Annotated in this window: 15 protein-coding genes; 8 read left to right on the forward strand and 7 right to left on the reverse strand. The window is 69.6% G+C overall.

Translation table 11 applies throughout. From position 1 onward, the window contains the following. Positions 1–10: 10 nt before the first annotated feature. From ABDJ85_RS08890 to ABDJ85_RS08900, 3 genes are all read right to left on the reverse strand, one after another. On the reverse strand, positions 11–1,153 hold the full coding sequence (locus ABDJ85_RS08890; protein WP_347704398.1) for a hypothetical protein: 1,143 nt from the start codon (positions 1,151–1,153) through the stop codon (positions 11–13). 41 nt (positions 1,154–1,194) lie between these two features. Then, the gene (locus ABDJ85_RS08895; RefSeq protein ID WP_347704399.1) at positions 1,195–2,706 is read right to left on the reverse strand and encodes a methyl-accepting chemotaxis protein; all 1,512 of its coding nucleotides are present in this window, start codon (positions 2,704–2,706) and stop codon (positions 1,195–1,197) included. A gap of 203 nt (positions 2,707–2,909) precedes the next feature. Then, on the reverse strand, positions 2,910–4,097 hold the full coding sequence (locus tag ABDJ85_RS08900) for a M20 aminoacylase family protein (protein ID WP_347704400.1): 1,188 nt from the start codon (positions 4,095–4,097) through the stop codon (positions 2,910–2,912). A gap of 47 nt (positions 4,098–4,144) precedes the next feature. Between ABDJ85_RS08900 and ABDJ85_RS08905 the strand changes: the two genes are divergently transcribed. The 5 genes from ABDJ85_RS08905 to ABDJ85_RS08925 all read left to right on the forward strand — a co-directional run bounded on the left by ABDJ85_RS08905 (position 4,145) and on the right by ABDJ85_RS08925 (position 12,733). After that, positions 4,145–4,513 carry a hypothetical protein gene (locus ABDJ85_RS08905; RefSeq protein ID WP_347704401.1) on the forward strand — a complete coding sequence of 123 codons (369 nt, stop codon included), beginning with the start codon at positions 4,145–4,147 and terminating at the stop codon, positions 4,511–4,513. 109 nt (positions 4,514–4,622) lie between these two features. Continuing rightward, positions 4,623–6,671 carry a TonB-dependent receptor gene (locus ABDJ85_RS08910; protein WP_347704402.1) on the forward strand — a complete coding sequence of 683 codons (2,049 nt, stop codon included), beginning with the start codon at positions 4,623–4,625 and terminating at the stop codon, positions 6,669–6,671. A gap of 117 nt (positions 6,672–6,788) precedes the next feature. Then, positions 6,789–8,222 (forward strand): circularly permuted type 2 ATP-grasp protein, encoded by a 1,434-nt coding sequence (locus ABDJ85_RS08915; RefSeq protein ID WP_347704403.1) that lies wholly within the window; start codon positions 6,789–6,791, stop codon positions 8,220–8,222. A gap of 16 nt (positions 8,223–8,238) precedes the next feature. Beyond that, positions 8,239–9,177: an alpha-E domain-containing protein gene (locus tag ABDJ85_RS08920; protein ID WP_347704404.1), complete on the forward strand. Its 939-nt coding sequence runs from the start codon at positions 8,239–8,241 to the stop codon at positions 9,175–9,177. Between the two features lie 130 nt (positions 9,178–9,307). Beyond that, a complete protein-coding gene (locus ABDJ85_RS08925) occupies positions 9,308–12,733 on the forward strand; it encodes a transglutaminase family protein (RefSeq protein WP_347704405.1) in 3,426 nt (1,141 codons plus the stop codon). A gap of 1 nt (position 12,734) precedes the next feature. On the opposite strand, the gene ABDJ85_RS08930 is transcribed toward ABDJ85_RS08925, so the two are convergent. The 4 genes from ABDJ85_RS08930 to ABDJ85_RS08945 are packed head-to-tail and all read right to left on the reverse strand — an operon-like array spanning position 12,735 to position 15,948. Then, positions 12,735–13,052: a response regulator transcription factor gene (locus ABDJ85_RS08930; protein WP_347704406.1), complete on the reverse strand. Its 318-nt coding sequence runs from the start codon at positions 13,050–13,052 to the stop codon at positions 12,735–12,737. 10 nt (positions 13,053–13,062) lie between these two features. Further along, positions 13,063–13,419, reverse strand: a complete 357-nt coding sequence (locus ABDJ85_RS08935) for a response regulator (RefSeq protein WP_347704407.1) — start codon at positions 13,417–13,419, stop codon at positions 13,063–13,065. 9 nt (positions 13,420–13,428) lie between these two features. After that, positions 13,429–15,198 carry a sensor histidine kinase gene (locus ABDJ85_RS08940; protein WP_347704408.1) on the reverse strand — a complete coding sequence of 590 codons (1,770 nt, stop codon included), beginning with the start codon at positions 15,196–15,198 and terminating at the stop codon, positions 13,429–13,431. A gap of 54 nt (positions 15,199–15,252) precedes the next feature. After that, positions 15,253–15,948 (reverse strand): choice-of-anchor E domain-containing protein, encoded by a 696-nt coding sequence (locus tag ABDJ85_RS08945; RefSeq protein WP_347704409.1) that lies wholly within the window; start codon positions 15,946–15,948, stop codon positions 15,253–15,255. A gap of 175 nt (positions 15,949–16,123) precedes the next feature. On the opposite strand from ABDJ85_RS08945, the gene ABDJ85_RS08950 reads away from it, so the two are divergent. From ABDJ85_RS08950 to ABDJ85_RS08960, 3 genes are read left to right on the forward strand one after another with little or no spacing between them, the layout of a single operon-like run. After that, positions 16,124–16,414 (forward strand): hypothetical protein, encoded by a 291-nt coding sequence (locus ABDJ85_RS08950; protein WP_347704410.1) that lies wholly within the window; start codon positions 16,124–16,126, stop codon positions 16,412–16,414. A 41-nt stretch (positions 16,415–16,455) separates the two neighbouring features. Next, positions 16,456–19,056, forward strand: coding sequence for a circularly permuted type 2 ATP-grasp protein (locus ABDJ85_RS08955; RefSeq protein WP_430765526.1), 2,601 nt, complete (start codon positions 16,456–16,458; stop codon positions 19,054–19,056). Then, positions 19,047–19,946, forward strand: coding sequence for a transglutaminase family protein (locus ABDJ85_RS08960; RefSeq protein ID WP_347704412.1), 900 nt, complete (start codon positions 19,047–19,049; stop codon positions 19,944–19,946). The genes ABDJ85_RS08955 and ABDJ85_RS08960 overlap by 10 nt, the downstream gene beginning before the upstream one ends. Positions 19,947–19,964: the final 18 nt, after the last annotated feature.

A 19,964-nucleotide genomic window follows, 5' to 3' on the forward strand; every position in this document is an offset into this window, starting at 1 on the left:
CCCTCCGTGCTCAGAACAGCGTGTCGATCGAGACCGACAGCAGGCGCGAGTTGCCGACGTAGGACAGGTCCGCGCCCGAGCGGTCACGGAAGCGGTCCCACTGCAGCTTGAGCGCGGTGGAGGGGCCGAGTTCATAGCGCAGCGTGGCCGAGTCGCCGCTGTCGCGCTGGATGGCGTCGGGGGTGAAAGTGTTGTGCTCGCCGTACTGGGTGTGCGTCAGCATGGCGGTGAAGTCGCCAAAGCGGCGCCCCACGCCCAGCATGTAGGCCTTGGACTTGTAGCTGTAGCCGCTGCGGTCGAACACGCTGTACTCGCTGCGCACGAACCAGTCGTTGATGTCGAGGTTGGCCGAGACACCGTAGATGCGCTGCTTCTCGGCGGACTTGGACAGGTCAGCGGCGGGCGTGACGCGCTCGCCGGTCGTGCGGTCCCACTGCTGCACGTCGGACTGGATGTAGGTGCCGCGCACGGTCAGGATGCCGCGCTGCAGCACCAGGTCGCCGCCCATGATGTTCTTCCAGGTCACGTCCTGCGGCTGGTCGTAGTAGAGCCGCTGCATCAGGTTGTCGCGGCTGTTCTCGCGGCCCAGGAAGAGGTTGGTCTTGGCGGCCCAGCCGCCCCAGTCGCCCCGGTAGGTGGCGTTGACGCCGTTGTAGTTGACGATCTCCCAGCCGTAGAGGTCAGCCGGCGGGCGCACCCAGGTGTAGGCAAAGCCCACGTCCTGGAAGTCGGAGTAGTAGTAGATGGGCAGGCGCTTGCGCCCGAGCTGCAGGGTCCAGCTGTCGGTCAGGTCGTAGGACAGGTAAGCCCACTCCAGGCCGGCCTTGACGCCATCCACGCCGCGCCCCACCACCTGGGCGGTGGCCGAGAGCTTGGGTGTGAAGGTGTAGGTGCCCTGCACGCCGATCTTGGTCTCCTGCTTGATCTGCCAGCGCTCGGCGTACAGCGCGCCGTGGCTGTAGTCGGCAATGAAGCAGGGGCAGGGGTAGCGGTAGTAGTCGTCGGTGCGGTCACCGCCCAGCACCTTGCCGGCGGCCACCGTGGCAAAGCCGGAGACGCTGAACGCGTCGTCAGCGCGCGCGGGCAGGGTCAGGGTGGCGGCGGTCATGGCCGCAAATGCGGTGAGGGCCAGCTTCAGGGACGCTCGAATCATTCGGAATCCTTCAACAACAACTTCAAGGGAGAAAGGGGGGTTTAGCTGCGGCGCGCTTCCAGCCGGAAGCGGCCGACGGCCTCGTCCAGCTGGCTGGCCACCTGCTGCAAGGTCTGCGAGGCCTGGCCGGCCTCGGCGACGAGGGCGTGGTTGTCGTCGGTATGGCCGGTCAGCTCCGAGACCATGGCGTTGACGTGCTCGATGCCGCGCCGCTGCTCGGCGGAGGCGCCCGAGATCTGCTCGATGTGCTGGCCCACCTGCTTGACCGAGTCCACCAGGCGGCCCATCACCACGCCGGCCTCGTTGACGTGGCGGGCGCCGGCGTCAATGCGCTCGGCCGAGTCGTCGATCAGGGTCTTGATCTCCTTGGCGGCCGCGCTGGCGCGCTGAGCGAGGGATCGCACCTCGCCCGCCACCACGTTGAAGCCCCGGCCCTGCTCGCCCGCGCGGGCAGCTTCGACAGCGGCGTTCAGCGCCAGGATGTTGGTCTGGAAGGCGATGCCGTCGATCAGCGAGGTGATCTCGACGATCTTGCGCGCACGGTCCGAGATCTGGCCCATCGCGGTCACGGCGTCGGCCACGGCGCGGCCGCCGTCGTCGGCCGCCACGCTGGCCTGGGCGGCCAGCTTGCGGGCCTGCTCGGCGCTGTCGGCATTGCTGCGCACCGAGCGGGTCAGCTCGTCGATGCTGGCGGCACTGGCATGCAGGCTTTCCTTCTGGCGCTCGGAGCGCTCGGACAGCAGGCTGTTGCCCTCGCCGATGGCGCCCGCCGCCGTATGTACGCGCTGCACGGCCTGGCGCACATCGCCGATCACGGCGGAGAGGCCATGCTGCATCTCGCTCATCGCGGCCAGCAGGCTGGCGGAGCTGGCGTCGCGCAGGCGCACCGGGGTGCTGAGGTCGCCACTGGCGATGCGGTGCACGATCTCGGTGGCCTCATCGGGCTGGCCACCGAGCTGGCGCTTGAGCACGCGCACCGACCAGCTCGACACCCCGATCGACAGCGCCAGCATCAGCAGCGAGGCCAGCAGGTTGGCCGCAAAGCCGCGCTGTACCAGGCGCTGGGTCTGGGCGATGTGGTCGTCCAGTTGGGCCTGGGCGGCTTGCTTCTGGCGCGTCAGGTCGGTCTCCAGCGTCTTTTGCGCGGCTTGCATGGCCTGGGCGGCCTCGCCCACGTCACCGCCCTTGCCCTTGATGAGGATGTCGGCCACTTTGCTGGCGGCCTGCTGGTAGGTGTCGAAGGCAGCCGAGAGGCGCGCGGCATCGTCGGCACGGCCCGGCACGGCGGCATAGCGTTTGAATTCGTCGCGCAGCAGGGCCACCTTCTGGGCCACGCCGTCGAGGGCGGCCTGGTCAGCAGCGGCAGCGGCGCTCTTGTAGCCGTCGGCCACGGCAGTGAGCCCGAAGGCCAGCGATTGCACGGCCCCGAGAGCCGGGCTGTCGGTGCGCCCGAGGTTGTCGAGCAACTCGTTGGTCGAGCGCGTGAACCAGAAACTGGTCACAGCGCCAAGCGCAATCGCCAGCAGGGGCAGCATCCAGAGAAGGCGTTTCATCGTCCGTGCATTCCTCATGAGCCAGCGCCGCCCTCGGGACGGGCAGCGGGGTCAAGCGGCGCAGTCTAGGAACGGCCTTGGGAGCGCTCACCAAGGCGGTGCGCACGAACGCGAACTAGTTCGCGGCGCGCACGAAAGCGTTTGCAGCGCCGGCGCTGGCGCTTGTGCTTCGTGCAACAGGGGTCGGCTCCCGCCGGCCGGTTTCAGCGCCGGAGCCAGGCCTCGGCCAGCCGCACCCACATCGAGCCCCCCAGCGGGATCAGCTCGTCGTTGAAGTCGTAGCAGGGGTTGTGCAAGGTGCAGGGCCCGAGGCCGTGGCCCAGGCTGCGATGGTCGCCGTCGCCGTTGCCGATGAGGAAGTAGCAGCCGGGTTTCTCGAGCAGGTAGTAGCTGAAGTCTTCGGCGCCCATGGTGGGCTCGAAGTCCAGCACGTTCTCGGGCCCCACCATGCCGGTGAGCACCTCGCGCACAAAGCCGGTCTCGGCCGCGTGGTTGATGGTTGGCGGGTAGTTGCGGCGGAACTCGAACTCGGCCGTCAGCTCAAAGGCCCCGGCCAGCTGCTCGGTCATTTCGCGCATGCGGCGCTCGAAGAGGTCGAGCAGCTCGACGGTGAAGGTGCGCACCGTGCCCTGCAGCTCCACGCTGTCGGGCACCACGTTCGTCGCCTCGCCGGCCTGGATCATGGTGACCGAGATCACGCCGGGGTCGATGGGCCGCTTGTTGCGGCTGACGATGGTCTGGAAGCCCTGCACCAGCTGGCAGGCGGCCGGCACCGGGTCCAGGCCCAGGTGGGGCATGGCGGCGTGGCAGCCCTTGCCGCGCAGCACGATGCGGAACTCATTGCTGGACGCGAACACCGGCCCGCTCTTGAGCGCGAACTGCCCGGCCGCGAGGCCCGGCCAGTTGTGGGCGCCAAAGATGGCCTCCATGGGGAAGCGCTCGAAGAGCCCGTCCTTGATCATCTCGCGCGCCCCGCCGCCGCCCTCCTCGGCCGGCTGGAAGACGAGGTAGACCGTGCCGTCAAAGTTGCGGTGCGTGGCCAGGTATTTGGCGGCGGCCAGCAGCATGGCCGTGTGGCCGTCATGCCCACAAGCGTGCATGCGCCCCGCAATGGTGCTGGCATGGGGGAAGGTATTGCGCTCGGTGATGGGCAGGGCGTCGATGTCGGCCCGCAGGCCCACGGCGCGGGGCGAGTCGCCATTTCGCACCACGCCCACCACGCCGGTCTTCCCGAGGCCCCGGTGCACGGGGATGCCCCATTGGGTGAGCGCCTGGGCGATGAGGTCGCTGGTGCGCTGCTCCTGGAAGCAGAGCTCGGGGTGGCGGTGGATGTCACGCCGCAGGGCCGTGATCTCGGCGCTGGCGGCCAGGATGGAGTCGATCAACTGCATGACGAAAGGTCGGTGTGTGGCCCCGAGTTTAGGATCGCGGCCTCGCCATGCTTGCCTCCCTTCGCGTCCGACCCTTTGCCCAGCGCTGGTTGCTGGCATTGGCGCTGCTGCTGCCGCTGGCGCAGGGGGCCGCGTGGCTGCACACGCTGTCGCACGCTACGGGCGGCGCGGCGCATACGGCCCAGCATGAGAGCAGCGAAGGTCTCGTTCAGGACCTGTGCGAACTCTGCCTGGCCGCCGCCCACCTGGCCGGCACGGCGCCCGGGCCAGACGCGGCCCCCACGGCGGCCACGGCCGCTGCCACGGCCACGCCGCAAGCCGGGCCGGTACAGGCGGCCCACAGCGCGCCCTATTGGCGCCACGGGGCTCGGGGCCCGCCGGAGCGCACTGCCGCTCCCGCCACCCTGACTTCCTGACCCCGCGCCGCGCGCTGCCTCCCCACCCACGGGCCGCTGCGGCGCCCTGTGCGTGACCGCGCCCCGGCCCCTCTCGGCCTGCCGGCGGCGGCGCGCTTGGAGCCCTTTGATGTCCCGATTCCCCTTCGCCTGGCGCCCCGTGGTGCTGGCGTCCTCCTGCTTGTGCCTGAGCCTGGCCCAAGCCCAAACTCAGCCTGAAGCCCTCGACAAAGTCGTCGTCACCGGCAACCCGCTGCGCGGCACGCTCTCACTGCCTGCGGATGCGCTGGAGGGTGACGCCCTCGTCCTGCAACGCAGCAACAACCTGGGCGACACGCTCTCTGGCATGCCCGGCGTGTCGGCGTCCAACTTCGGCCCCAATGCCAGCCGCCCGGTGATCCGCGGCCTGGATGGCGACCGCGTCCGCATCCTCAGCAATGCCGGCGCCTCGGTGGACGCCTCCAACCTCAGCTTCGACCACGCCGTGGCGCTGGACCCGCTGGTGGTGGATCGCATCGAGGTGCTGCGCGGCCCCGCCGCCCTGCTCTATGGCGGCAATGCCCTCGGCGGCGTCGTCAACCTGCTGGACAACCGCATCCCCACCACCCTGACACCCGGCCTCACGGGCGCTGCCGAGCTGCGCCTGGGCGGTGCGAGCCGCGAGCGCAGCGGCGCCCTGGTGCTGGACGGCGGCAGTGGGCGCGGCAACACCGGCTGGGGCTGGCATGCCGACCTGGCCGGGCGCGATGCCGGGGACCAGCGCACGCCGCGCTTTGACAGTCCCACCGACGCGGGCAGCGAGGCCCGCCACAGCGTGCGCAACTCCGCCGGCCGCAGCCAGGCAGGCGCCCTGGGCGGCTCGCTGTTCTTCGGCTCCGGTCGGGTCGGCCTCTCGGTGGACGACACCCACAACACCTATGGCGTCACCGCTGAGCCCGACGTCAGCATCCGCATGCAGCGCCAGCGCCTGGCCACCGCCGGCGAGTGGTCCGGCACGGGCCTCATCAGCAAGATCAGCTGGCAAGCCAGCCGCAACCGCTACGAGCACCAGGAGCTGGAAGGTGACGGGGCCGTGGGCACCACCTTCAAGAGCCGGGGCAGCGATGGCCGGGTCGAGGCCACCCACACTCCGGTCGCCACTGTGCTCGGCCGACTGAGCGGCGTCGTCGGGTTGCAGTGGGAGCAGCTCGACTTCTCGGCCCTGGGCGAGGAGGCCTTTGTGCCCAGCACGCACACCCGGCAGAGCGGCGTTTTTGCGTTGGAGCAGCTGGACCTGGGTGCCGCCCAGCTCACCGCCGGGCTGCGCCAGGAGTCGGTGCGGGTGCGCTCGGAAGGTGATGCGCCGGACGCCCAGGAACCCAAGTTCGGCCCCGCCCAATCCCGCAGCTTCAAGCCCCGCAGCCTGGCGCTGGGCCTGACCGCGCCGCTGGGCCAGGGCTGGCAGTTCAGCACCAACTTGAGCCGCAGCGAGCGCGCCCCGGCCTACTACGAGCTTTACGCCAACGGCGTGCACGTGGCCACCGGCAATGTGGAGCGGGGCGACGCGAGCCTGGGGCTGGAGCGTGCGCGCAGCCTGGACCTGGGGCTGAAGTGGGAGGGCGTGGCCAGCCATGTGCACCTCAATGTCTACGAGACCCGCTTTGACCGCTACATCGCCCTGGCCGCCACGGGTGAGTCCTTGGACGACACGGGCGAGCGCTTCCCGGTCTATGCCTTTGCCGGCGTGCCGGCGCGGCTGCGCGGGGTGGAGTTGGAGGGCCGCTGGGCCCTGCCCACGGCGGGCTGGGCGCCAGGGCTCAAGCTCGCGCTGCTGGGCCAGCTCGACGCCGTGCGCGGCGAGCAGCAGGACACCGGCGAGCCCCTGCCCCGCCTCGCCCCGCTGCGCGCCCTGCTCGGGCTGGACGCGCAATGGGGCGCCTGGACCAGCCGGCTGGAGCTGCGCGGCACCGCCCGCCAAAGCCGCGTGCCCGTGCTGGACACCCCCACCGCCGGCTCCGGCACCTGGCGCCTAGCCCTGACCCGGCAATGGCACCAGCCGGGCTTTGATGTGCTGGGCTACCTCAAGCTCGACAACGGGGGTGACCGTCTGGCCTACAACGCCACGGCCGTAGCCACCATCCGCGCGCTGGCGCCACAGCCGGGGCGGTCGGTCTCGGCAGGGGTTCAGCTACGTTTTTGAGCCTTGTGGCGCCCGGCCCACGCCGGGCGCCCCCGGGCGCGGCAAAACCGGTCAGCATCCAGGTCCATCGACCCCAGGCCCAGATCTTGCTGAAGCCTGGATGGAGAGGAGACGTCGATGCAGACCCCGTTTGACGAAATGAACCTGGCCACTGGCGGCCAGCGTCCCCACTACGACCGCTATGCCGGTTGGCTGGGTGCCCAGCCCGAGCAGCTGATGCGGGAGCGCCGCGAGCAGGCGGAGCTGATCTTCCGCCGCGTGGGCATCACCTTCGCCGTCTATGGCGACAAGGACAGCGGCGAGGGCACCGAGCGGCTCATTCCCTTCGACCTGATCCCCCGCGTCATCCCCAGCGACGAGTGGCGCAGCATGCAGGCCGGCCTGGCCCAACGCGTCACCGCCCTCAACCGCTTCCTGCACGACGTCTATCACGAGCAGGAGATCCTCAAGGCCGGCATCGTCCCGGCCGACCAGATCCTGAACAACAGCCAGTACCGCGCCGAGATGCACGGCGTGGACGTGCCCGGCGGCGTCTACAGCCACATCGCGGGCGTTGACATCGTGCGCGCCGGCAACCCCGACGGCAGCGGCGACTACTACGTGCTGGAGGACAACCTGCGCGTGCCTAGCGGCGTGAGCTACATGCTGGAGAACCGCAAGATGATGATGCGGCTCTTCCCCGAGCTCTTTGCCCAGCACCGCGTGGCGCCGGTGGCCCACTACCCCGACCTGCTGCTCGACACCCTGCGCAGCGTGGCGCCCCAGGGCGTGTCCGACCCCACCGTGGTCGTGATGACGCCCGGCATGTACAACTCGGCCTACTTCGAGCACGCCTTCCTGGCCCAGCAGATGGGCGTGGAGCTGGTCGAGGGCCAGGACCTGTTCGTCGACAACGGCTACGTCTACATGCGCACCACGCGCGGCCCCAAGCGGGTGGACGTGATCTACCGCCGCATCGACGACGACTTCCTCGACCCCAAGGTCTTCCGCGCCGACTCGCAGCTCGGCTGCGCGGGCCTGGTGGACGTCTACAAGGCCGGCAAGGTCACGCTCAGCAATGCCATCGGCACAGGGATCGCGGACGACAAGTCCATCTACCCCTATGTGCCCAAGATGATCGAGTTCTATCTCGGTGAGAAGCCCATCCTCAACAACGTCCCCACCTACGTCTGCCGCGACGAGAAGGACCTGGCCTACACCCTGGCCCACCTGTCCGAGCTGGTGGTGAAGGAAGTGCACGGCGCCGGCGGCTACGGCATGCTCGTCGGCCCCGCCGCCAGCAAGACCGAGATCGAGGCCTTCCGCGCGCAGCTCATCGCCAACCCGCGCAACTACATCGCCCAGCCCACGCTGTCGCTGTCCACCTGCCCCACCTATGTGGAGAGCGGCATCGCCCCGCGCCACATCGACCTGCGGCCCTTCGTGCTCTCGGGCAAGAACGTGCGCATGGTCCCCGGCGGGCTCACGCGCGTAGCGCTCAAGGAGGGCTCGCTGGTGGTCAACAGCAGCCAAGGTGGCGGCACCAAGGACACCTGGGTCCTGGAAGACTGACGAGGGGACACGAGGAATGCTTTCAAGAACCGCTGATCACCTGTTCTGGCTAAGCCGCTACATCGAACGGGCCGAAAACACCGCCCGCATGCTGGACATCGCCTACCAGACGTCCCTGCAACCCCAGTCCCAGGACGAAGCCGCGCAGACCTGGCGCAGCCAGCTCTCCATCTCCGAGCTGGACGCGCTCTATGCCAAGGGCTACGACAAGGCCGACAGCCGCAGCGTCATGCAGTTCATGGTGGCCGACGAGAACAACCTTTCGTCCATCTTCTGCTGCCTGCGCGCCGCGCGTGAGAACGCGCGGGCCGTGCGCGGGGCGCTGACGACCGAGGTCTGGGAGACCATGAACCAGACCTGGCTGGAGTTCCGCAAGTTGCTAAAAGGGGACTGGCAGCGCGACCCCGGCACGCTGTTCGAGTGGGTCAAGTACCGCAGCCACCTCTCGCGCGGCGTGACCGTGGGCACCATGCTGCAGGACGAAGCTTTCCACTTCATACGCATCGGCTCCTTCCTGGAGCGCGCCGACAACACGGCTCGCTTGCTCGACGTCAAGTTCCACCGCGACCCGAGCAGCCAGACGCAAGGCGAGACCGACTCGGCGCGCGACTTCTACTACTGGTCGGCCGTGCTGCGCTCGGTCTCGGGCTTCGAGATCTATCGCAAGGTCTACAGCAATGTGATCCAGCCAGAGAAGGTGGCCGAGCTCCTGATCCTGCGGCCCGACATGCCCCGCTCCTTGTCACACTGCATCACCAGAATGGTGGCCAATCTCAAGCGTGTGGCCAATGCCCAATCGGCCGAGACCCTGCGCCAGGCGGGGCGCCTCGAAGCCTCGCTCGCCTTTGGCCGCATCGACGAGATCCTCGACACCGGCCTGCACCCCTTCCTGGAAGACTTCCTCGTCAAAGTGGGCGGCCTGGGCCAAGGCATCAGCCGCGATTTCTTGGTGTAGCCCACCCCGTACCGGCTGCGCCGGCCCCCTCAAGGGGGCACTCCCAGACGCCCGGCAGAGCCGGCTCGTCGGGAGTCGTTGAGTAATTCGGATTCCCGTCAGCCGCACACCCTGCGGTGGAGATTGCAAGATGTCCATCCACGTTGCCCTCAAGCACGTCACCCGCTACCGCTACGACCGGCCCGTGTCCCTGGGCCCCCAGGTCATCCGCCTGCGGCCAGCGCCGCATTGCCGCACGCCGGTGCTGTCGTACTCGCTGCGCGTGGACCCCGACAAGCACTTCATCAACTGGCAGCAAGACCCCTTCTCCAATCACCTCGCGCGCTACGTCTTCCCCGAGAAGACCACCGAGTTCACCGTCACGGTGGACCTGGTGGCCGAGATGTCGGTCTACAACCCCTTCGACTTCTTCCTGGAGCCGAGCAGCCAGCACTTCCCGTTCAAGTACGAAGAGGACGTGCAGGTCGAACTCGCGCCCTACCTGCAGGCCGAGCCCCTGACGCCGCTGCTCAAAGGCTTGCTCGACGGCATCGACCGCAGCGAGCGCGGCACCGTCGACTTCCTCGTTGACCTGAACATGCAGCTGCACCAGCGGGTCGAGTACCTGATCCGCCTGGAGCCCGGCGTGCAAACGCCCGAGGAGACCCTGGAGAAGGCCTCAGGCTCCTGCCGCGACAGTGCCTGGCTGATGGTCCAGGTGCTGCGCCACCTGGGCCTGGCCGCGCGCTTCGCCTCGGGCTATCTGATCCAGCTCACGCCCGACCAGAAAGCGCTCGACGGCCCGAGTGGCACCGAGGTCGATTTCACCGACCTGCACGCCTGGTGCGAGGTCTTCCTGCCCGGCGCCGGCTGGATCGGGCTTGACCCCACCTCGGGCCTCTTCGCGGGCGAAGGCCATCTGCCGCTGGCCTGCACGCCGCAGCCCAGCAGCGCCGCGCCCATCAGCGGTGCGGTGGACGAGTGCGAGGTGGAGTTCGGCCACGAGATGGTGGTCACCCGCGTCTGGGAGGCACCGCGCGTCACCAAGCCCTATAGCGAGGCGCAGTGGCAGCAGGTGCTGCAGCTGGGTGACCAGGTTGATGCCGAGCTGGACGCTGGCGATGTGCGCCTCACCATGGGCGGCGAGCCCACCTTTGTCTCCATCGACGACCGCGACGGCGCCGAATGGAACACCGACGCCCTCGGCCCCACCAAGCGCCTCTACGCCCAAAGCCTGGTGCACAAGCTGCGCGAGGAATACGGCCGCGGCGGCTTCCTGCACTTTGGCCAAGGCAAGTGGTACCCGGGCGAGCAATTGCCGCGCTGGGCGCTGTCCATCCACTGGCGCGCGGACGGCCAGACCTGCTGGCGCAACCCCGACTGGTTTGCCGACGAGCGGGAAGGTCACGCCTACACCAGCGAGCACGCCCAGCTCTTCATGCAGGCGCTGACGCGCAACCTCGGCCTCTCCGATGAGCACGTAGAGCCCGGCTACGAAGACACCTGGTACTACCTGTGGCGCGAGCGCCGCCTGCCCGTCAACGTCGACCCCTTCGACAGCAAGCTCGACGACGAGCTGGAGCGCGTGCGCCTGCGCCGCGTCTTCCAGCAGGGGCTGGACAGCGTCGTCGGCTATGTGCTGCCGCTGGAGCGTGGTGACACCCGCCTCGGCGGCCCGAGCTGGAAGACCGGGCCCTGGTTCGTCCGCGACGAGCGGCTCTACCTGATGCCGGGCGACTCGCCCATGGGCTACCGCCTGCCGCTCGACTCACTCCCCTGGGTCACCAAGGGCGACTACCCCTATCTGCACGAGCGCGACCCCTTTGCCGAGCGGCCACCGCTTGCGGCCAGCTACCTGCCGCGCGCGGCCGGCGGCGCCCTCAATGTGGCCGGCGACACACGCAAACAGGCCAAGCTGCCAGGCTCAGCCCTGCCCGGCACCGGCCAGCCCGGCGTGCAAACCCAGCACGACCAGAACCCCTACCCGCAGCGTTTCGTCAGCGACGCCAGCGTCACGCGCACGGCGCTGTGCGTCGAGGCGCGCGACCCGCGCCGGGCCAATGGCCCCAAGGCCGAGGCCCAGGGCAGCAAGACCGGCGTGCTCTATGTCTTCATGCCGCCGCTGGCCAATCTGGAGCACTACCTGGAGCTGCTCGAAGCCATCGAGCTGAGCTGCGAGGACACGGGCTTCAAGATCGTGCTCGAAGGCTATGGCCCGCCGCGCGACAGCCGCCTCAAGCAGCTGGCCGTCACGCCCGACCCCGGCGTCATCGAGGTCAACATCCACCCGGCTCACAACTGGGGCGAGCTGGTCCAGCACACCGAGTTCCTGTACGAGGCGGCGCGGCTCTCGCGGCTCTCGACCGAGAAGTTCATGATCGACGGCCGCCACAGCGGCACCGGCGGCGGCAACCACTTCGTGCTGGGCGGCGCTTGCGCCGCGGACTCGCCCTTCCTGCGCCGGCCCGACCTGCTCGCCTCGCTGCTGGCCTACTGGCACAACCACCCGTCCTTGAGCTATCTGTTCAGCGGCCTCTTCATCGGCCCCACCAGCCAGGCACCGCGCGTGGACGAAGCGCGCAATGACCAGCTGCGTGAGTTGGAGATTGCGCTGGCCGAGATCCACGCCGCGAGTGAACGCTACGGCAAGGCCATGCCCCCATGGCTGGTGGACCGCACGCTGCGCAATGTGCTGATCGACGTCACCGGCAACACGCACCGCAGCGAGTTCTGCATCGACAAGCTCTACTCGCCCGACACCAGCACCGGGCGCCTGGGCCTGCTGGAGCTGCGCGCCTTTGAGATGCCGCCCCATGCGCGCATGAGCATCGTCCAGCAGCTGCTGATGCGGGCCCTGGTGGCGCGCTTCTGGGCCAAGCCTTACAAGGCCAAGCTGGTCCGCTGGGGCACCGAGCTGCACGACCGCTTCCTGCTGCCGCACTTCATCCAGCAAGACTTTGCCGATGTGCTGGAGGACATGCAGCAGGCCGGCTATGCGATGGACCCGAGCTGGTTTGCACCGCACTTCGAGTTCCGCTTCCCCAAACTCGGCGAGTTCGCAGCGCGCGGTGTGCATGTCAGCGTCCGCGCCGCGCTCGAACCCTGGCATGTGATGGGCGAAGAAGGCGCACCGGGCGGCACCGTCCGCTATGTGGACTCGTCGCTGGAGCGTGTCGAGCTCAAGGTCACCGGCCTCATCGACCCGCGCCATGTGCTGACCGTGAACGGCGTGTCCGTCCCACTGCAGCCCACCGGCCGCGTGGGCGAGTACGTGGCCGGCGTGCGCTACCGCGCCTGGCTGCCGCCCTCGGCCCTGCACCCCACCATCGGCATCCACGCCCCGCTCACCATCGACCTCGTCGACAGCTGGATGCAACGCTCCCTGGGCGGCTGCCGCTACCACGTCGCCCACCCGGGCGGCCGCAACTACAGCACCCTGCCCGTCAACGCCTACGAGGCCGAAAGCCGCCGCCTGGCGCGCTTCGAGGCCATGGGCCACACGCCGGGCCGCATCGAGGCGGGCGAGCCCCAGCGCAGCCTGGAGTTCCCGTTCACGCTGGATTTGCGCAAGTGCTGAACTAGTCGATCAGCCCGCTGTCCCGCGCCAGGTTGACGGCCTGCAGGCGGTTCCTTGCATCCAGCTTTTGGTGGCAGCGGCGCAGATGAGTGTTCACCGTGTGCAGCGACAGCCCGAGGCGGCTGGCAACCTCGGGCCCACTGTGGCCTTGTGAGACCAAGGTCAGGATCTCGGCCTCGCGCGCCGTGAGGCGTTTGGACGGGGTCTCGGGCTGCTTGCCGGACGGCGCCAGGTCCTCTGCGAAGCGGCTGAGCAAATGGCGCGCCACCTGGGGCGAGACGGGCGCGTCGCCTTCGGCCACATCGAGCACCGCACGCACCAGATCCTCGTCACTCGCATCCTTGATGCAGGTAGCCGCGCGCCCCGGCCGCAAAGGCGGGCAGCACGCGCCGGTCATCCGCGAACACCGAGATGACCAGCGCCTGGGCCTGCGCCAGCTCGGTCCGCATGACCCGGATCACGTCGGTTCCGTCGCCATCGGGCAGGCCCAGGTCCACCAGCAACACGTCGATGGCCGGCCGCTGCCGCAACACACGCAAGGCCTCCTGGGCCGAGCCCGTGGCGCCGAACAGGCGCAAGCGCGGGCAGGTCTGCACGGCCCGGCAGAAGTCGTCGCGCAGGGCATCGTCGTCCTCGACGATGTAGATGTTCAGTGACCCTGGCTCTGACTCAGGCGCGCGGCGCATGGGGCCGCATCATGCCTGCTTGGCAGCAGGCAAGACGAGACGCACCACGGTGCCGCCCGCAGCGCCTGGGCCCACTTCAAGCTGGCCACCCAGCCTCTCGGCGCGGCACCGCATATGGTCCAGCCCCCGGCCGCGCTGAAGGGCCGGGAGCGGGCCTTTGCCCAGGCCCACGCCGTCGTCGCCAATGCACAGCTCGCAGCCACCCGGCACCGGCGCCAAGCTCACGCTGACGACCCGGGGCTGGCCATGCTGCAAGGCATTGCTCAAGGCCTCCTGCAGGATGCGCAGCACCTGCAAGGCTTGCAGCGCCGACAAGGGGTGCGGTCGCGGTAAGGCTTGCACGTCCCACTGCAAGGCGATGCCCAGCGCCTCCAACTGCGGCTGGGTGCGCTCGCGCCAATGCTGCATCAGGGTCTGCAACTCCTGCGCGGCGCCCTCCTGGGCCTCCATGACCAGGCGCAGGTCGGTCAGCGCGTTCTGGATGGCTTGCACGACGACGCTGCGCGGCGCGTCCTCCCGGCGCGCCAGGCGCAGACCCGTCACCAGCTGCGAGCCAATACCGTCGTGCATCTCCAGCAGCATGCGCTGGCGCTCTTCCATCGCGCCTTGCTGGCGTTGCTGCGCCGCAGCCTCACGCTGCTGCGCCAGCCGCTGGGCGGCCAGCCCGAACAGCACCAGCACCAACGGTAGGGCACAGCCTGGCTCCAGCATGAAGGGTTCATGCGAAACCACGCCCTGCACCATCAGCATCAGCTGCAAAGGGCCGGCAAACCACAGCAGCTCGCTCCCCACCAGCAGCAGGGCCGCCCAACTGCGCACGCGCCAGGCCCAGCGCAGCAGCATCACGGTGGTCATGAAGCGCAGCACGGTGGTGGGAATGAAGAGCAAGCCCAGGACCGACTGCGTGGGCTCCAGGATCAACACCAACACGCTACCCACCAAAGCCAGGCCCGACCCCAACTGCAAGGCCCGCGGGAACCAGGACCAACTGCTGCCGCTGAGGCGCCACAGCAGGGTCAGCAAGGCCCAGTGGAAGGCGATCCATACCGCCGTCACCAGCGACACGGCCGCGCGCCACGGCAGGGGCAGATCGGCCAGCAGGTAGAGCCCCGTCTGCAGCAGCCACAGCACGGTCGTCGTCACGACCAGGCCCAGCAGCAGCAGGCGCTCGCGCCACCACAGGCGCAGGCCAAACACCAAGCCCGCCAGCAACAGCACAAACAGCACCTGGGGCACCACCCGCTGCGCCGCATGACGCAGCAGGTACTCGCCACGCAAAGCCTGCGGGCTGCCGATGAGGGGGTTGGACAGCCAGGCGGCGGTGACGCGGTCCGCCCGCAGCCTGACCAGCAATTCGTTGTGCCCCACGCGGAACAGCCCGCCGGGTAGCACGATCCACTGCGGCTCGTTCAGCATATTGGTGCCGGCCGGCCCGCCAGGCTGCTCGAAGCGCACACCTGGGTTCAACAGCGAGCCATTGAGGCGGAACTCCGCCGTCAGCGCGACCCGGTGCACCAGCAGCACCAAGGGCTCGGCGGGCAGCTCGGCGAGCTCAAAGGAGAACCGCAGCCAGTAGGTGCTGAGCCCCGCCTGCGGGTGCTGGGCAAAGACCTCGGGCACACGCGCCGGAGTCCAGCCAGCCAAAGGCGCTTGCGTACCCTCCGTGACGGCGATTTCGGCCTCGCTCAGGCGCAAGGTCTCGAAGCTGCGCGGCTGCGCCGAGGCGGCCCAGGGCAGGAGCCCGACCAGCGAGATCACAAGCAGCCAACGCCGGATCATTGCGTCAGCAGCGGAGGCGCTTGGGGTTCATCGCCCCATTCTGGCCGACGGCACTCAGGCGCGCGGGCGGCGCCGTGGCCATGCGACGAGAGCGCCGGCCAGGGCCACCAGCGCGAGCGATGAAGGCTCTGGCACGGCAGCCGTGGGCACCGCGTCATAGGCGTAGGTCACCGTGACCCAGGAGCCATAGGGGTTGCCAGTGATCCGCCGGGCATCGCGCAGCCCGGAGGTGACGGCCACATACGGCCCGTCGAAGAAGACCCTGAACGTGCCCGGCCCCGTGAACAAAGCCAAAGTCTCCGCGTCGGTCGCCGAGTCTGCGTCCGCATCGTGAACACCCAAGAAGAGGCCACATTGGTTGTAGCCGTTGGTAATGGGGCAATTCCTGGAGAGCGAAGACTCGCTCAGCAGATGCAGGCCGATCGTGCCCAGCTCAAAATCGACAAACCCCTTCGAGGTGGCCTGCACAAGGCTGTCGCACGCGTCCGCACCGTCAGGGCACCTGGGTCGGCTCTCGACGGTGCTTCCCCAGTTGAACCGCGCTTCGAGCGTCACCTCTTTCAAGGTGCCGAGTGAAGCGTCGAACTTCGGCAGGTTGAACAACGATTTGCCACTCCCATCAGAGAGCGGATAGGACACGACCTCTGCCGCGACCCCGCTTGCCAGGCTCCCCAACACCACCAGCGCGACAAATCCGCGCATCCGTCGGCGCAGCCCTGCGCCCCAGCTTTGGCCCGAAGTTCGATTCATGGTCTTTCCTCTCATCGTGCTCAAAGGCTATCGACCCGCCCTTGCCGCGCCCATCGCACGATCTGAGTAGCACCCCCGACCTGAGGGGGCACGCCGGCAGCAGACGGGCATCCAGCCCGCATCAGCACCCCGATGGCATCATCCGGACTCCCTGACGCTTCGGCCCCTTGCCACCATGACGCTCCGCCCCACTCCCTGGACCGCCGCCGCCGCCGGCGTGCTGGCAGCCCTCGTCTGGCCGCTGCTGTGGGCCAAGTTTGGCGGCAGCACCGAACAGGGTGGGTTTGAGCTGATCGTGGCCACGCTGGTCGTGATCGCTTTGCCCGCACATGCCTTTGTGGTGGGCTTTGGACCCTCGCAGGCGGCGGCGGAGCGGCGGCTGGACACCGACCTGCTCAAGCGCATCGGCTGGTGGCTGTCTGCCGCTGCGGGCGTGACGTTGCTGCGCGGCGTCACGGGCCTGTAGGCCGAATCTCGTCAGATCAAGGCAAGGCGGCAGCACGGACAATGCCCGGCGTGAGCGCCCTGGAGTTTTCGTCCGAGTCCCGCCCAGCGCCGCTGGGTGGCCTGCCTGCCGCGTACCGCAGCACGCAGCCGGGCCGGCCCGGCCACTTCAATGAGCTGACCGGGCGCGTGCACGCCCCGGGCGAATCGCAGCGCAGCCTCTCGCCGCTGTGGCAGGCCTTCTGGCAGGCCACGCCCCAGGCCAGCGGTGCCGAGCTGGACGCCTTGGTGGCCCGCGTGCGCCGCCGCGTGCAGGACGACGGCGCCAGCTACAACGTGCACGGCGACCCGGGCTCCTCGCGCTCGCGCCAGTGGCCGCTGGAGTTGCTGCCCATGCTGATCAGCAGCCAGGACTGGGCCGGCATCGACGCCGGCGTGCGCCAGCGCGCCCGCATGCTCAACGCCACGCTGGCGGATGTGTACGGCCAGCGCCGCCTGCTGCACGACGGCCTGCTGCCCACCGATCTGGTGCTGGCCCACCCCAGCTACCTGCGCCCCATGCACGGCTGCCGCCCGCCCGGTGGCGTGCACCTGCATGTGCTGGCCGTGGACCTGGCGCGCTGCGAGGACGGGCGCTGGTGGGTGGTGGGCCAGCGCACCCAGGTGCCCTCGGGCCTGGGCTACATCCTGGAGAACCGCCTGGTGGTGGCCCAGCAGTTCCCGCAGGCTTTCCGCGAGATGGGCGTGCAGCGCCTGGCGGCCAGCTACCGCGACCTGCTCGCCGGCCTCACCCGCCTCTCGCCCGCCGGGGCGCGCAGTCGCGTGGCCCTGCTGACGCCCGGGCCACGCAACGAGACCTACTTCGAGCACGCCTTCCTGGCGCGCTACCTGGGCATCGCCCTGGTGGAGGGCGGCGACCTGACGGTGCGCGAGGACAAGGTCTACCTCAAGACCCTGACCGGCCTGGAGCGCGTGCACGTGCTGCTGCGCCGGGTGGACGACGACTTCCTCGACCCGCTGGAGCTGCGGCCCGACTCGGCCCTGGGCGTGCCCGGCCTCATCCAGGCGCTGCGCGCGGGCGAGGTCGTGGTGGCCAATGCGCCGGGCAGTGGCTGGCTGGAGAGCCCGGGCCTGTCGGCCTTCTGGCCCGGCGTGGCCGAGGCGCTGCTGGGCGAGTCGCTCAGCCTGCCGGCCGTGACGACCTGGTGGTGCGGCGAGGCGGGCGTCTGGGCCTCACTGCGCAACCGACTGCGCGAGTTCATCGTGGTCCCGAGCTTCCCCGCGGCCGAAACCACGCACAGCTTTGACCCCGTGGTGGGCGCCGAGCTGTCGGCCGACAAACTGGCCGAGTTGGCCCGCCGCATCGAGGCCGAGCCGGCCGCCTTCACGCTGCAGGCGCCGGTCAAGCTCTCGCACCAGCCGGTGTGGACCGGCCGCCACCTGGAGCCGCGCGCCGCCGTACTGCGTGTGTATGCGATGAGCGACGGCCAGGGCGACTGGCAGGTGCTGCCCGGCGGCCTCACCCGCGTGGCCCCGCAGCGGGAGGCCTCGACCGAAGGCTGGCTCTCCATCCAACGCGGCAGCGCCACCGTGGACACCTGGGTGCTGACCGACGGCCCGGTGGACACCACCTCGCTGCTGCCCTCCCCCATGCAAGCGGCCGAGCTGGCCGCCGCGCACCGCACAGTCACCAGCCGCTCGGCCGAGAACCTCTTCTGGCTGGGCCGCTACACCGAGCGTGCCGAGAACACCGCGCGCCTCGCGCGCCTCACGCTGGAGGCCCTGGCCGGCGTGCAGCGCGGCGTGCTGCCGCCCGAGATGACGGCGCTGCTGCAGGTGCTGGCGCGCCGCCACGGCCTCTTCACCGGCGAAGTGCCGGGCCGCGCCGAGTTCGAGCACAAGCTGCTGGCTGCCTTGCCCGCCGCCAGCGGCAGCTTTGGCGTGGGCTTCAACCTCGGCGCTTTGCGCGACTGCGGCGAGGCCCTGCGCGAGCGCCTCTCGCCAGAGGCCTGGCGCTTGATCCACGACGTGGGCCAACACTTCGAGCAACACGTGATTGAAGCCCTGCGCGGCCCCTCGGCCGGGCCCGACTGCCTGGGCGTGCTGGCGCGCGTGGACACCCACCTCGCCGCCCTCACCGGCATCCAGACCGACCGCATGACGCGCGACGACGGCTGGCGCTTGCTGTCTATCGGCCGGCAGATCGAGCGGCTCGTCTTCCTGTGCGAGGCGCTGGCCGATGTCTTTGAGCACGACCTGGCCCTGAGCGAGGACGGCTTTGCGCTGGTGCTGGCGCTGTTTGACTCCACCATCACCTACCGCGCCCAGTTCCAGGCCCGGCGCGAGCTGGCGCCGCTGCTGCATCTGCTGGTGCACAGCACCGAGAACCCGCGCTCGCTGGGCTGGGTCACGCGCACACTGCGCGAGCGCTTTGCCAAGCTGTCGCGCCACGAGGCCGACCCGCGCTGGGCCGCCGAGATTGCCGCCCGCCTGCCCGAGCCCACCGACTGGCCGCTGGACATGCTGAGTGAGCCCGAGACCCACCACCTGGCCCTGACGACCCGGCTGCGCGTCACAGCGGCGGCCGCACAGGGCCTGTCCAACCACATCAGCCAGCAGTTCTTTGCCCACGTCGTCGGCACCGAGCAGCGCGTGTGGCAGTGATCGACTCGATGCGCCAGCTCAGCGTCCTGCACATCACCCGCTACGCCTACAGCGCCGATGTCGAGTCGGCGCAGCACGCGGCCGTGCTGGTGCCGCGCGACACGCCCTGGCAGCGCGTGCTGGACTGGGAGCTCGACATCACGCCCGAGCCCGATGGCTGGCGCGGCGCTGCCGAACGCGTGCGGCGCGACGCCTGGGGCAATGCCCGCCTGGTGTTCGGCCACGCCCGCGTGCACCAGCGGCTGACGGTGAGCAGCCGCTTCAGCGTGGCATTGCAATCCCGCCCTGCCCCCGACCCAGCGCGTGGCCCGGCCTGGGAGCAGGCCGCGCTGCAGCCCATGGCGGGTTTTGAGGAGGTGCGCGAGTTCGGCCTGCCCTCGCCGCTGGCCATGCCCGATGCCGCGATCCGCAACTTCGCAGGCCGGGCCTTCGTGCCGGGTACGACGGTCGCGCAGGTGGGCTTGACCCTGCAGCACCTGATCCACGACTCGCTGCACTACCGCCCCGCCAGCACCCAGGTCAGCACCCGCGCGGCGCAAGCGCTGGCGCAAGGCGCCGGTGTGTGCCAGGACTTTGCCCACCTCTTCATCGCCTGTGCTCGGTCACGCGGGCTGGCGGCGCGCTATGTGTCGGGCTATCTGCTCACCCAGCCACCGCCCGGGCAGCCACGCTTGGTGGGGGCCGATGCCTCGCACGCCTGGGTCGAGCTGTGGTGCCCCGAGCAGGGCTGGATGGCGCTGGACCCCACCAATGACATCCCCGCCAACCTCGACCACGTGACCCTGGCCTGGGGCCGCGACTACAACGACGTAGCCCCGCTGCGCGGCGTGCTGCGCGGGGGCGGCACGGCCAGCCTCGTGGTGGAAGTCACGGTCGAGCCCGAGGCGTAACCGGCTGTGTGCACGCGC

Source organism: Roseateles paludis (assembly GCF_039872745.1).
GTDB lineage: Bacteria > Pseudomonadota > Gammaproteobacteria > Burkholderiales > Burkholderiaceae_C > Pelomonas > Pelomonas paludis.